Raw genomic sequence first — 12,764 nt, 5'->3', positions numbered from 1 at the left:
AGGAAAATCCGCCGCTTTTGGAGTCCCTCCGATTTCCCGTTGGTGGATGGGCGGCGCGTGAAGGGACGCGCGGGGTACGGGATGGCGCGGTTCTTGGCAAGGCAAAACCGCTTAAAGCGAACGGGTTCCTCCGGATGGAAATGGGATTTTCCCTCCTGATTTCCGGATTTCCGCTGAAAGGACCGTCATTCTGGTGCTGAATGCCTCATCCCGGATTTCCCATCCCCATGCGCTGCCTGTTCGCCCTCCTGCTTTCCGTCTGCTGCCTGACAGCCTCGCCGTCCGAGCTGTGGTACCCCCAGCCGGCGGGGACGGAGGCCGAAGCGTTTCCTTTGGGTGACGGAAACGGGCAGCCATGGCGGGTCTATGGAGATCCCAAAAAGGAACGCATCGAGCAAGGTGACACCCGGATCACCCTTGAGTGGCTGGATGGCGATCAGGAGCCCCGGAACTACCGCCGCGCCCTCGATCTGGACACCGGGGTGGCCACGGCCACCTGGAAGCGGGGCGGCAGCACGATCACCTGCACGGAACTGGCCAGCCTCGCGGACGATGTCTTCCTGATCCATCTGCTGGCGGACATGCCCGGCGCGCTTGGTTTCCGAACGGGTTTCGCCGAACCGGGAACAAAACCCACCGGAAATCGCGGCGAACTGGCTGCAAGCAAATCCCGGCTGTGGGTCTTCCCCTTCGAATCCGAAGTCGCCCCCGAGGGCAATGACATGGTGGTGCGCGGCGAAGGAGAAGCCCTGATCGTGGTGTCCACCGGGGCGGGCAGCCTCGCGAAGCTGGCCGCGAAATATGATCCGGGGGCCGAACACCCGGATGCCAGCAAGCTCTGGCACAAGGCGCTGGAAGCCCACGTCTCCGCACACCGGACCCGCATGGGCGGCTGCGTGATCGATCTCGGTGGCCACGAAGCGGCCGCCAAACCCACCGACGAGCGGCTGAAGGCCTCCAACTGGCAAACCAATGATCCGGGCCTGGCGGTTCTGATGGACCAATACGGACGCTACCTGACCCGCCTCTGCCTGCCCGCCACGGTGAAGAGCGACGTCCGCTCCAAGTTGGTCGAGGAAAAGAACGGCACCGTGATCCTGCTCCCCGCACTCCCGGAGGAATGGAAAGACGGCTCGGTGAAAAACCTCCCGGTCGGCGCGGCGGAAATGATTCCCGAATACACCGTGGACATGGCTTGGAAGGACGGACGGGTCACCCAATACGAAATCCACCGCTCCCAACCCACAGGGCCGGAGAAAGTCAAAGTGCGAATAAACGGCTCCGAAACCGAGACAACAGTCCGGTAATCATTCGTCATCCATTCCCGGCCAAGCCCGGGCGAACCACACATCCGCCCCCCCGCCGGAATTCCCATATCGCAAAGCGACCTATCTATCCGGAGCGATAAAGATGAGCCATCCGGCGTACAACGACGGTCGGACAAAAATTCCCCATCCACGCCACCCCAATACTTTTATCGCGGGAGGCATAACGCCGAGCGATAATCCGACCAACTACTCTATCCAAAAATTATGATTTGCCTAATTATTATTTATTACTAAACGATTATCGCCGCGAAGATGATCCGTCCCCCTCCTGATCATGCGACGACATTCACCTCCATCCTCTGATCCTGCTACGGACGATTCGGTCCGTGGTGCGGGATCGTGGAGCATGAAGGCGGGAGCCTGGCTGTGGGGTTCCGCGTGTCTGACGGTCTTCATCACCTCCGCCCTTGGCTGGCTGATCCGGGTACCTCCGATCCTGGTGTTCGTGCCGGCCGGCTTGTTTGCCCTGGGCGCGGGTTCCTTCTGCGTGGGGCGACCGGGCCTGGCGACTCCGGGCCGGGCGATGGCCTGCGCTTTCGCGGCTGTCATGTCCCTGCTGGCCGCCACCCAGCTTCCGCTGCGGGCCACCTTTGCCGGCTCCCGCAATGCGATGGATTTCGCCGCGACCGAGGTTCTGAACGGCCGCCTCCCCTCCGGCACCTGGGCTGGTTGCTACCGCATCAACTCGGCGGAGGTGGATACGGACGGCAATGTCTTCCTGTGGACCTGCGTGATGGCGGACGGGCGCTGTGGCTTCGTGAAATCGAACGCCCCGAAAATCCCGGGAACCGTGAACGAAGTGGATCTCGGCGACGGCTGGAGATGCCTGTTTTTCCGCGATCTGCCCCAATCCTCGTAGAAGCCGCCCGAGAAATTCGCGGAATTTACCGGACAAATCCGCCCGGCTGGGACGGTATTTCCCCCGCCCATGAACCGTTTGTTGTTACTCCCTCTCCTCGTTCTTCCCGCCTCCGCCCTGACACCGCAGGAAGAAATCGCCGCCCAGGCACCCGTAGCCCGGGCGATTCTCGATGGCTGGCAGAAGCAGAATCCCGAGCGTGCGGAGCGCAAGCTCCACATCGTCTACTAGAGCCCCGCCGACCGCGAACCCGCGCCCCGCTACCGCGAGCGGCTCTCCACCATCATGGAGGACATCCGGAAGTTCTATGCCGAGGAGATGGAAAAAACCGGCTTCGGCCCGCGCACCTTCAATCTCGATCACGCCGCGGACGGGCTCATCAACATCCATGTGGTCAAGGGCAAGCAACCCTATACCCACTACTCCGTCCCGAGCGGGGATGAAATCCGCGGCGAATGCAAGGCGCAGTTCAAGGCGGAAGGGGTCGATCTCGAGAACGAAACGATCGTCCTGTTCTGCAACATGTCGAACTGGGATCCGGAAAAACGGACCATCTCCCAGAACAGTCCCTACTATGCTTCTGGTACCAACCGCAACGGCTGCGCCTGGCAGGTGGATTCACCGATCCTCGAGCTCAGCCAACTTGCGAACAAGGGGGACAAGGTCCAGGACGGCCAGTATGGAAACATCTCGATGGGCCGCTACAACTCGATCTTCATCGGCGGCATCGCCCATGAACTCGGACACGCCCTGAGCCTGCCGCATTGCCTGGAACGCAAGGACCAGCACGAGGCCTGCGGCGTTTCCCTGATGGGCTCGGGCAACCGCGAGTACCGGGCCGCCCAGCGCGGTGAAGGTTTGGGCAGCTTCATCCCGCTCGTCGATGCCCTGCGGCTCGCTTCCCATCCATTGTTCTGCGGCTCGGTGAAGGGCATGCGCGACAAGCCCACCGCGGTGCCATCCGATCTGTCGTTCAAGGCGGAGGGCAAGACCATCGTGGTCTCCGGCAAGGTGACTTCGAAAGTTCCGGTCTATGGTGTGATCGCCTACAACGACCCGGCCGGCGGCAACGACTACGATTCACCCACCGCCACCACGGTGCCGGCCAAGGACGGACGCTTCACGCTCACCTGCACCGATCTGGTGGCGAACCGTTCCGGCGAACTGCGGCTGTTCTTTCTGGAGTCCAATGGCATCCCGAGCGGCTTCCTGAGCCACACGCCCTATGCCTACGCCTACAACGTCAATGCCGACGGCACCGCGGACCTGCGGATGATCCAGGCTGCGGAACTGCTGAAGCCGCTCTTCGCGGCCGCCCAGCAGGGAGGCCCCCAGGCTGCGGAAGCCTTCAAGAAAACCAACTTCACCGGTGTGGACCCTGTCGTCCGCCAAGCGGCGGAATCCGTGGTTCGCCAGGCATCCGGCACTGCCCCGAAAGCCACTCCTGCCGACGAAAAAGCGGCGACCTGCGCACTGGCCACCGCCAAGTGGACCTCCGCCAAAACCGGCTATGGCCCGGCCCGCTCCGGCATGCTGCCGGAAGCCCCATGGGTGTTCGCCTCAGGAGGACGCCTGTTTCCGGATGGCCTGTATGCTCATGCATCCGCCACCTATACCTATGACCTCGGCGGAAACTGGAAGACCCTTTCCGGGAGCTGCGGCCTCATCGATGGCCACGACGGCAGCGTCGGCTTCCGCATTCTAGGCGATGGCAGGGAACTCTTCAAAGCCGCCAAGGTGAGTGAAGGCAAAGTCCGCGACTACAAGGTGGATGTCAGCGGGGTGAAGGAACTCCAGCTTCTCACCGACGATGCCGGTGACGGCCCCGGCTCCGATTGGGGAGCCTGGCTCGCTCCGGTGCTCTCGCGCTGACCGCTCTCCCTTCCACCCGGGCATTCTCATGGGCCGCGCTGGTAACGGTGCGGCCCGTTTTGCAAATGCCATGCAGCCTTCTCCGGCAGAATCAGGCTATTCCGCACGCTTCTTTATCCGCAGAAGCTTCTTCATCAGATCCAGCATGCCCGCGTAACGGAATGACGGATCGACGTAGTGGTGCAGCACGTAGAAGCAGAAGTAGTACGCGCGGCAGAACGCCCACACGGAGATCAGGAACAAGCCCAACGCCTGCCACGAGAAAACGGGGGCCAGCAATACGATGCCGGCGAGAAGACCGAGGAAGGCGAAAAGCGCGCCCTTGAGTTTCAGAACAAACGGCGAGGTGATGTCCATGACGGGATCATCTTCGCAGATCCCGCGTCTGCGCAAAGGGAAGAGTCATTGGGTTTGGCTCCTGAAAAAGCATGCGGCCCGGTCGGGACGCGCCCCTTCCCCTTGCGCGGAATCGCGAATGGCGCGGCGGTTGCCGCGACGAACCGGAGGCACCATGAAGAACCTGCCGGTCCGCCGCGGACCATCCGCTAACCACGGGAAGCATCACGCCGCGCCAACGAGTTCGGCAACGGAGTGGAAAAGTCGTTCCGGCATGTGATCGACGGACTCAACGATCCAATCGGGCCGGTAGGCGTAGCGATGGAGCTGCTCGACCTTGGTGTGGCCGCTGAGGACCAACACCGTCTGATAGCCCATGCCCACGCCACCGAGAATGTCGGTCTCCATCGTGTCACCCACCATCACGGTGTTCGCGGCACGCACGCCGAGCTCGTTCTGCGCCATGCGCATCATCACACCGCTGGGCTTGCCCACCGAGAAGGCCTCGCGGCCGGTGGCTTTCTCCAGCATGGCCACGATCGCACCGCACCCCGGACGGGTGCCGGCATCGGTCGGGCAGGTGGCGTCAGGATTGGTGGCGATCAGACGCGCGCCCTTCTCGATCAAGCGCACGGCGCGCTCGATCATCTCGAAGGTCATGGTCCGGCCTTCGCCCACCACCACATAGTCCGCATCATCATCCACGACGGTGACGCCATTGTGGTGGAGCGCGGCGGCAAGGCCGTTTTCCCCGATCACAAACGCGGTGGCTCCGGGCTTCTGGTGGGCCAGAAAGCGGGCCGTGGCCATCGCGCAGGTGAAGACATCATCGGCATCGGCCTCCAGACCGAGACGGCACAGCTTGAGCGCCACATCGCGGCGCGTCCGCTGGGAATTGTTCGTCAAAAAGCGGAAGGGAATCCCGTCATGTCGCAATCGCGCGACGAAACGGTCGGCGCCGGGGATCAACTGGTTCCCCCGGTAGATCACGCCGTCCATATCCAACAAAAATCCTAGAGTGTTCACGCCCGTCTTGCGAGCGGTTGCCGTGCCAGATTCCGACATTCGGCAGTTACTCAACCTCCCAAGAGGGTCATCCGAAAGGCAGCCGACACAGGAGCAACAGGTTGAGACCTGCAAAATAATTCCTCCACCGTGGAAACACGTAACTTTAGTTCTTTCAGTCGATTAGAAGCATTCATGGAAAGCGGACGCCTCCATGCACGGCGTTCGCCAAACCCGCCCCTGCTTCTCCAAACGCGCCTACAGGGAGCCGGAGGCGCTCCCGCCACCCCGTTCTTCACCCAACCGGGATGATCATGGGGATCCTCGGGCGGATTTGTTTCGTATGGATCGGGAAGCCTTGGGATTCGCGCACGATCTTGCCCGTGGTCTCATCGGTAACGCGGAAACGCATGCCGGATGGACTCATCGCCGGGCTCACCTTGTAGTGATGTCCGGCGGTGAGGTCGATAGTCGCTATCCACGGTCCGGCCTTCAATAGTTCCAGCTCGTAGCCGCGCTTGCCAATATAGCCGAAAGTCATTTCGTGAGGACCGGGATCGAAGGCCCAGGGACTGGAGAGATTGGCTCCGGCTCCTTCGCGCTTTCGCTCGACTTCTGGAATGCCTTTGACCGCATCCAACGAGGCCATGTCCCAGTCTGAATAACTCTGGCGCGTCATGGACGAAAGCATGGTCGCCGGATTCGGGCTGGTGCTGAAGTTCCCCGAGCCGCAGCAGGAAACCGAAGTGGCCAACGCAGCGCATGATACGCCCGAAGCGAGGCGCTGTAGAATCGGTGCAGGTTTCATAGCTCGGATAAGGGTGTGTGATCCTCACCAAGACTTTCTGGATCTGCAACCCTCGTCACTTAACTGGAAAATACACCGGGTAGCATTCGAGCCCGATCTGATGGAAGGGCACCCACGGCACTTCTCTTCTCCGATCCGGTAAATGGTCGGGCGTATTGGCTGGATGACGGAGATCGCCCTTGGAAATCCGCTGTTCCAGGGAATGGTGGAGGCATTGCAATGGCCGATGTCTTCACACCCGAGAAGCGTTCCGAGGTGATGTCCCGCATCCGCGGGTCGGACACCCGGCCGGAAATCATCGTCCGAACCCTGCTCCACCGTCACGGCTATCGCTTCACGGTGAGGGGGCCTTTGAACCGCAATCTGCCGGGCCGACCGGATCTGGTGCTGCCGAAGTATCGCACCGTCATCTTCGTCCACGGCTGTTTCTGGCACGGCCACGAACATTGCGGCGACTTCCGACTCCCCTCCACGCGATCCGAGTGGTGGACGGCCAAGATCAGCGGCAACAAGGCGCGGGACCTGCGTGCGGAAAACGCCCTGCGCTCGCTGGGCTGGCACGTGGTCACGATCTGGGCCTGCGCGGTGAAAACCCGGGCCGCACGGGAATGGCTGGAGAAGCGTCTGCCGAAGCTGATCGGGTGAGTGCCGCAGCCGTCGTGCTTGCCCACCACTATCACGCCGCCTAGATCCGGGCATGTTCCACCTCGTCATGGTCGCTCCGGAAATTCCGCACAATGCCGGGGCCGCAGGCCGCCTGGCATTGGCCACCGGCTCGGTGCTGCATCTGGTGAAGCCGCTGGGGTTCTCGCTGGAAGACAAGTATGTCCGCCGCACCGGCCTCGACTACTGGCAGGACGTGGACGTGCGCGTCTGGGAATCCTTCGATGAACTGAAGGCCGTGGCGGGAGAGGAGGCCCGCTTCTGGTATCTCAGCACGAAGGCCACCCGCTCGCCATGGAGCACGGCATTCGAGCCCGGGGACTATCTCGTCTTCGGCTGCGAAACAAAGGGTCTGCCGGAAGACATCGTCCGTGCCGCGGGCGATTCCGGATTGCGTATTCCGATGAAGCCGGATTCCACGCGCAGCCTGAATCTCTCCACGGCCATCGCCATCACCCTCTACGAAGCAGTGCGCCAGCAGGCTCCCATGTGGTGAAAACAAAAAGGGCCTTCCCGAAGGAAGGCCCTTGAGAGAAACGGAAGGCGTCAGGGCTGCTTGAACACGATCTCCTCCGCCTTCCGGCTGTGGCCGAAATCGCCGAAGGAATCCTTGCTGGTGACATAAAGCATCAGCCCCAGAAGCATGAGCGCGAAGGCGGTCTGCACCCATTCCAGAACGCGGGCTTTCACCGGACGGCGGCTGACCCATTCCATCAGCGCCAGCACGATGTGGCCGCCATCCAGCACCGGGAAAGGCAGCATGTTCAGCACCGCGAGGTTCACGTTGAAGAGCACGAAGAACGCCAGCAGACGGGTGTAGGGATTCTCCATGTTCAGCATCTGCAACTGGGCCTTGAAGATGCCGACCGGGCCGCTGAGGTGATCGATGCCGATGCTGGAGTCCCGTGAGAAGACACGGTCCAGCGTGGTCCACATCATCCGCAGGCTGTCCTTCACCTGTTCCCAGGCACCGGGATGGCCAATGACGGTGACCTGATGGGGATCGTCATCCGGGCTGATGCCGATCATGGCGGGCTTGCCAGTCGGAGAAACCGGTACCTCCGCTTGGACGGTCACGGTCCCGGGAGTCCATTTGATATTCGCGAATTCTTCGGGCGTGAGTTCCTTTTCCGGGTCGATGTTGCTGCGCTCGTAGGCGATTTCGATCGGCTTGGCTCCGGCTGCGGCCACGATCTCAAGGAAACGCGTGGAGCAGATCACCGGTTGGCCGTCCGCGGTGATCAGGCGGTCCCCCAGTTTGAGGCCGGCCCGCTCTGCCGGGCTGCCCTTGATCACATTGCTCACAAGCACGTGCTCCGCCTCCGGGCCGATGCCCACGCGACGGAGGGATTTGCGCTGGTACCACTTCGTCGGCTCGATCTCGAACTTGGACACCAGCTCCAGCGGCTTCGGCTCGCCCGCCCGCTCAATCGTGAAGCGGATGTCCTGACCCTTGCTGAGAATAATCCGCTCGAAGATACCATCCATGCGGCTGCTGCCCGCAAAGGCAGTCACGGGCTCGCCATTGATGGCGAGAATCTTGTCACCCGGACGGATGCCCGCCTTGGCTCCAGGGCTGTCTTTTTCCACCGAGCCCACCACCGTGGAGGGAATGGTGTCCACCGGCTTGCCCACCTGGGTCACGATGGCGGCCGCAGCCAAGGCCAGCAGCAGCGAGAACAGCGGACCGGCGAAGGCGACGATGATCTTGTCCAGCGGCGAGATCTTCGGCAACGGCTCGCCGTCTTCCGCGGCCCGGCCTTCGATCGACTCCATGGGAGCCATCTGCGGCAGGCTAACGAAGCCGCCGAAGGGCAGCCAGCCGAGGCCATACTGCACGCCGTTCCAAGTGCGTTTCCAGATCGGCTTGCCGAACCAGATTTGGAAGCGGTCGATCTTCAATCCCCGCCAGCGTCCGGCGAGGAAGTGTCCCAGTTCGTGGACGAAAATGATCAGGTTGAAACCCAGCACGATCAGGAGAACTTGCAGGGTGGTGTGGAGAATCTTGGGGAGTTCCGGCATGAAATCTTTTTTCCGCTGCCACCCTAGCGCGGGAAGGCCCTGCATCAAGTGGATTGACGCACCCCTCTCCGTTCGCAGAGACTGTCTCTCATGGCATTCAGGATCGACGACGCCATCGTTCGCGGGGAAATCGACAATACCGTCGAAGGCAGGACCACGGGCCACCTCTGGCTGGCCGGTCGTGCCGAGCCCGTGACGCTCGATCTGGATGGCGATTGTTGGCGCGATCTGGCCGGTTCGCGGCTGGTCTTCGAGAACCCCGAACCCAAGCCGGACGCGGCGACCGGACAACTGGCTGCGGAACAAACCGGCGTGACCGGAGACATCACCGCCTCGCGCAAGGCCCGCGTCTCCACCGTCTCCGAAGAGCAGATCCACGCCATGCATGCCGCGGGCCAGGAAATCCCCTACGAGTGGAAGCACCTGCTCTACCTCGAATGGTTCAGCCCCGCGAATGGCCGTGTCCTCATCGAGAGCTCTTCGTTCCACCTCACCATCTCGACGCCGTCCTGGGCCATGGATGAGGACGCCGAGCAGGCCCAGCAACTGGCCAATCTCCACGCGATGCGGGACTTCATGGCTGGGATCATCCGCCGCCGGAATGGCAGCCAACCCGCGGCCGAGCAGGATGCGGATGAACTGGACGAATACGAATGGGAGGAACGTCTGAAGGAATCCGACCGCCTCGCCGACGCGTATCAGGAAGTCCTGGAAAAGTACATGGACGATGAGGACGCCGAGCGGAAGGAAGCCTTCGTCATGGGGTGGGATGGGCTGCTCGATGCCCTCGCCGAGCGGGATGAGAACGACATCCCCGGCCTCACCGATGACGGTGGCTTTTCTTCCTCGTCATGGACCCCGGACGATGGCGGCGAAGGTCCGGAGGACCGCGAGGATGACCGCCACCCGCTCCAGGCCATGGCCTATGAGGTGGCTTTGCGTTCGGTGGATCTCGTCTCCCGGGACGGCGGGCCGGACACGGCCGCGCATTGTCTGGTTTCCAATCTCCTCCAGGTCAGTGCCAAGCTGGCAGGCGCGCTCAACGGTTGCGGCAGCGGCTATGAACCGGAAGCCGGATTCGTGCTGGCCGTGCTCAAGCGCTGCCTGAACTGGCTCAATGAAGCCATGGCCGCCTGCCAGGCCTTGCTGGATCAGGAAACCGATCCCGACCAAGCCCAGGCCCTCACCCGGCTGCGGCAATCGGTTTTCGAGATACGGGATGGGATTGTGGCGCTCCGAAGAGAGCTTAAGCAAAGTTAATGATTGCGCACCCGGAAAAACGGGTTATGGAAATTCCCATGAAAGCGCTGCTCCTCCTCGCCGCGGCCGCCGCGGGCCTTCTTCTTTCTTCCTGCAACACCGCCATCGGCTTCGGTCGCGACCTGCGCCTGCTTGGCCAGGGCATGGAAACCTCCGCCAACAAGAGCCAGGGTGGCGGCGGTGGTGACACCAGCGGTGCCCCGGTTTACTAAGCCGGTCTGAAACGGGTGTGGATCCGCTCCAAACCACGAGATTTTCCCACGAACCGAAAAAGGGAAGGACGCGGACGTCCTTCCCTTTGATGCGTTTGGACGGGAGTGTCTTCAGCGGGACGCAGCCCAACCGGCGGCATAACCGCGATTGAACTCGGCGTGATCGCCGGAAGGAACGCTACCCCAGTGGCGGGCGGAGTTGTAACCGAGGCCACGGCGCCGGTCGCTCATGCCCGCGCTGTAGCCCGCGCGATAAACATTCATGTGGGAACCGCCGCCGCCGGGATATCCACCACCGCCCCAACCTCCGCCGGAACCACCACCCCAGCCGCCACCGCCGCTCACAGAGCGGAAGCCGGAGGAGTAACCACTGCGATAGTTGTCACGGAACGGTGCGGCCACGGAATACTGGCCGCGGGTCGGGTTGTAGCCGCGTCCGGCGCGCTTGTCGCGCGCGCCATCACTCTGGCCCAGGCGGTAGGCTTGGGAAGCTTGGGCGCCTCCACCGGGATAGCCACCGCCCGGGTAACCCCCACCAGGATATCCACCCCCCGGGTAACCGGGTCCGGGACCACCGGGATAGGCGTCGTAGGTACAACTGGTAAGTGCCGTCACACCCAGTGCGAGCGAAGCGATGATTGCATTTTTCATGGCGTGGCACGCTAACGCCGTCCCGTGTTTTCGTCCAGTGATCTCCAACAGAATCGAAGGCCCCCGGATGAAGGCGCGACGCCGTCTGATCGCAAGGACGCCCGGAACTTCCGGGAATCTCCTCCAGAAGCGGCTTGTCACCGTTTTACGCGGGCGGCACCCTCCCGGCCTCGCATGGATTGGCTTCACCAGATTTTCGGACAGGACCTGAAGGCGGCGGTTCCGATCGTTCTCGGCATCATCGTTTTCGAAGGCGTGCTGTCGGTGGACAATGCCGCGGTGCTGGCCACCATGGTGCGGAAGCTGCCGGTGGATCAACGGGGCAGGGCATTGCGCATCGGCCTCCTGCTCGGCTACGTGCTGCGCGGCTCCTGCATTCTCGCCGTGAACTTCCTCACCAAGGTGTGGTGGGTCGGCCCGCTCGGCGGAGCCTATCTGCTGTGGCTCGCCATCAAGCACTTCGCCACCCACGAGCATATCGAGGAGGCCGCGGAATCAAGCGTGCCGGGTGATGGAAATTGGTTTTTCCAACAAATCACCGGCTGGATCGGCGTGTTCTGGGCCACCGTGCTCGGAGTCGAGGTGATGGACCTGATGTTCTCGATCGACAACGTACTGGTGGCGAACGCCCTCACGGACAACACCTACCTGATCTGCATGGGGGTCTTCGTCGGCATCCTTGGCATGCGTTTCGCCGCCCAAGGCTTCGTGAAGCTGATGCACCGCTATCCATTCCTGGAAACCTGCGCCTTCGTGGTGGTCGGCCTGCTCGGATTGAAACTGGTGGCAGGCCTGTGGGTCCACTTCCAGCCGGAGTCCGGCTTCGCCCATCTGATCGAAAGCCAGACGTTCAAGATCATCTGGTCGGTGCTGATGCTGCTGCTGTTCATCATCCCGGTGATCACCCACCGTTTGTTCGGCTGGCCGCACCGCCAGCGGGATGAAGCGGGGGCGGAGTGAAGCACGCCCGGGAGTTGCGTGACCGGCGGCTCCACGCCATGCTGGCTGCGGTGAGTGAGACTTTCGATTGGCCCGGCTTTCTGCCCGCTTTCGCCTCTGCGGCGGTGGCCGCCGGATTTCGTCCGCACCGCTACGGCAGCACTCCCTCCGGAGACCTGATGGCGTGGCTGAAGCCCGGCTCCGGCAAGCGCTCCTATCTCTCCGCCGGCATCCACGGCGACGAACCCGCCGGGCCGCTCGCACTGTTGGAGTTGATGCGCTCCGGCGCCTTTCACGACCAGGGCGAATGGCTGCTCTGCCCGGCACTCAACCCCACCGGCCTGGCGATGGGACGCCGCGAGAACGCCGATGGCCGCGACCTCAACCGTGACTACTGGGTTCGTCGTACTCCCGAGGTCTGCGCCCATACGAAGTGGCTTCATGCCAATGGCATCGCGGACCGCTTCATCTCGCTCCACGAGGACTGGGAAAGCACCGGATTCTATTTCTACGAGATCAACTGCGGCCCGGACCGGCCGGACCGGGCCCGCGCGATTCTGGAAGCGGTCTCGCCCTGGTTCCCGGCGGAGCCGAACGCGGTCATCGATGACCACGACATCCGCGAACCCGGCTGGATCTACCATCCGGCGGAAGCGGACATGCCGGACCACTGGCCCGAGGCGATCTTCCTCGCCAAGAACGGTTGCGGCCTGTCCTTCACCTTCGAGACCCCCAGCAGCGCTCCTCTTGCCTCCCGGGTAGCCGCCCATGTCGCCGCGGTGAGGGCGGCCCTCGAGTTTTGAAGGAAG

The 12,764-nt window shown here is 62.6% G+C and carries 15 protein-coding genes; 10 read left to right on the top strand and 5 right to left on the bottom strand.

All coding sequences use genetic code 11. From position 1 onward, the window contains the following. Positions 1–227: 227 nt before the first annotated feature. From KBB96_RS17730 to KBB96_RS17715, 4 genes are all read left to right on the top strand, one after another. Positions 228–1,307 (top strand): glycoside hydrolase N-terminal domain-containing protein, encoded by a 1,080-nt coding sequence (locus KBB96_RS17730; RefSeq protein WP_211630827.1) that lies wholly within the window; start codon positions 228–230, stop codon positions 1,305–1,307. Between the two features lie 295 nt (positions 1,308–1,602). Beyond that, the gene (locus tag KBB96_RS17725) at positions 1,603–2,187 is read left to right on the top strand and encodes a hypothetical protein (protein ID WP_211630826.1); all 585 of its coding nucleotides are present in this window, start codon (positions 1,603–1,605) and stop codon (positions 2,185–2,187) included. Positions 2,188–2,256: 69 nt separating this feature from the next. Continuing rightward, positions 2,257–2,418 (top strand): hypothetical protein, encoded by a 162-nt coding sequence (locus tag KBB96_RS17720; RefSeq protein ID WP_211630825.1) that lies wholly within the window; start codon positions 2,257–2,259, stop codon positions 2,416–2,418. 54 nt (positions 2,419–2,472) lie between these two features. Next, entirely contained in the window at positions 2,473–4,059 is a 1,587-nt protein-coding gene (locus tag KBB96_RS17715) for an NPCBM/NEW2 domain-containing protein (RefSeq protein WP_211630824.1), read from the top strand. Positions 4,060–4,155: 96 nt separating this feature from the next. On the opposite strand, the gene KBB96_RS17710 is transcribed toward KBB96_RS17715, so the two are convergent. The 3 genes from KBB96_RS17710 to KBB96_RS17700 all read right to left on the bottom strand — a co-directional run bounded on the left by KBB96_RS17710 (position 4,156) and on the right by KBB96_RS17700 (position 6,079). Then, positions 4,156–4,416 carry a hypothetical protein gene (locus tag KBB96_RS17710; RefSeq protein WP_211630823.1) on the bottom strand — a complete coding sequence of 87 codons (261 nt, stop codon included), beginning with the start codon at positions 4,414–4,416 and terminating at the stop codon, positions 4,156–4,158. 204 nt (positions 4,417–4,620) lie between these two features. After that, positions 4,621–5,394, bottom strand: coding sequence for an HAD-IIA family hydrolase (locus KBB96_RS17705; protein ID WP_211630822.1), 774 nt, complete (start codon positions 5,392–5,394; stop codon positions 4,621–4,623). Positions 5,395–5,695: 301 nt separating this feature from the next. Further along, positions 5,696–6,079 carry a hypothetical protein gene (locus KBB96_RS17700; RefSeq protein WP_211630821.1) on the bottom strand — a complete coding sequence of 128 codons (384 nt, stop codon included), beginning with the start codon at positions 6,077–6,079 and terminating at the stop codon, positions 5,696–5,698. A gap of 348 nt (positions 6,080–6,427) precedes the next feature. Between KBB96_RS17700 and KBB96_RS17695 the strand changes: the two genes are divergently transcribed. Both KBB96_RS17695 and KBB96_RS17690 read left to right on the top strand, forming a co-directional pair. After that, positions 6,428–6,853: a very short patch repair endonuclease gene (locus KBB96_RS17695; RefSeq protein ID WP_211630820.1), complete on the top strand. Its 426-nt coding sequence runs from the start codon at positions 6,428–6,430 to the stop codon at positions 6,851–6,853. A gap of 52 nt (positions 6,854–6,905) precedes the next feature. Next, entirely contained in the window at positions 6,906–7,367 is a 462-nt protein-coding gene (locus KBB96_RS17690) for a tRNA (cytidine(34)-2'-O)-methyltransferase (RefSeq protein WP_211630819.1), read from the top strand. Between the two features lie 50 nt (positions 7,368–7,417). On the opposite strand, the gene rseP is transcribed toward KBB96_RS17690, so the two are convergent. Beyond that, positions 7,418–8,893: an RIP metalloprotease RseP gene (gene rseP / locus KBB96_RS17685; protein WP_211630818.1), complete on the bottom strand. Its 1,476-nt coding sequence runs from the start codon at positions 8,891–8,893 to the stop codon at positions 7,418–7,420. A 90-nt stretch (positions 8,894–8,983) separates the two neighbouring features. Between rseP and KBB96_RS17680 the strand changes: the two genes are divergently transcribed. Both KBB96_RS17680 and KBB96_RS17675 read left to right on the top strand, forming a co-directional pair. Continuing rightward, on the top strand, positions 8,984–10,153 hold the full coding sequence (locus KBB96_RS17680; protein WP_211630817.1) for a hypothetical protein: 1,170 nt from the start codon (positions 8,984–8,986) through the stop codon (positions 10,151–10,153). Between the two features lie 38 nt (positions 10,154–10,191). Continuing rightward, positions 10,192–10,365: an entericidin A gene (locus KBB96_RS17675; RefSeq protein WP_211630816.1), complete on the top strand. Its 174-nt coding sequence runs from the start codon at positions 10,192–10,194 to the stop codon at positions 10,363–10,365. Positions 10,366–10,476: 111 nt separating this feature from the next. Here KBB96_RS17675 and KBB96_RS17670 read toward each other — a convergent pair whose 3' ends face one another. Next, positions 10,477–11,016, bottom strand: a complete 540-nt coding sequence (locus KBB96_RS17670) for a hypothetical protein (protein WP_211630815.1) — start codon at positions 11,014–11,016, stop codon at positions 10,477–10,479. Between the two features lie 174 nt (positions 11,017–11,190). Between KBB96_RS17670 and KBB96_RS17665 the strand changes: the two genes are divergently transcribed. Together KBB96_RS17665 and KBB96_RS17660 are read left to right on the top strand one after the other, a co-directional pair. Continuing rightward, positions 11,191–11,976: a TerC family protein gene (locus KBB96_RS17665; protein WP_211630814.1), complete on the top strand. Its 786-nt coding sequence runs from the start codon at positions 11,191–11,193 to the stop codon at positions 11,974–11,976. Continuing rightward, positions 11,973–12,758: a M14 family metallopeptidase gene (locus KBB96_RS17660; RefSeq protein ID WP_211630813.1), complete on the top strand. Its 786-nt coding sequence runs from the start codon at positions 11,973–11,975 to the stop codon at positions 12,756–12,758. Before KBB96_RS17665 ends, KBB96_RS17660 begins: the two co-directional genes overlap by 4 nt. Positions 12,759–12,764 lie beyond the last annotated feature (6 nt).

It is taken from the genome of Luteolibacter ambystomatis, assembly GCF_018137965.1.
In the GTDB taxonomy this organism is placed as follows: Bacteria; Verrucomicrobiota; Verrucomicrobiia; order Verrucomicrobiales; family Akkermansiaceae; genus Luteolibacter; species Luteolibacter ambystomatis.
This window is presented reverse-complemented; position numbering and strand designations above follow the sequence as displayed.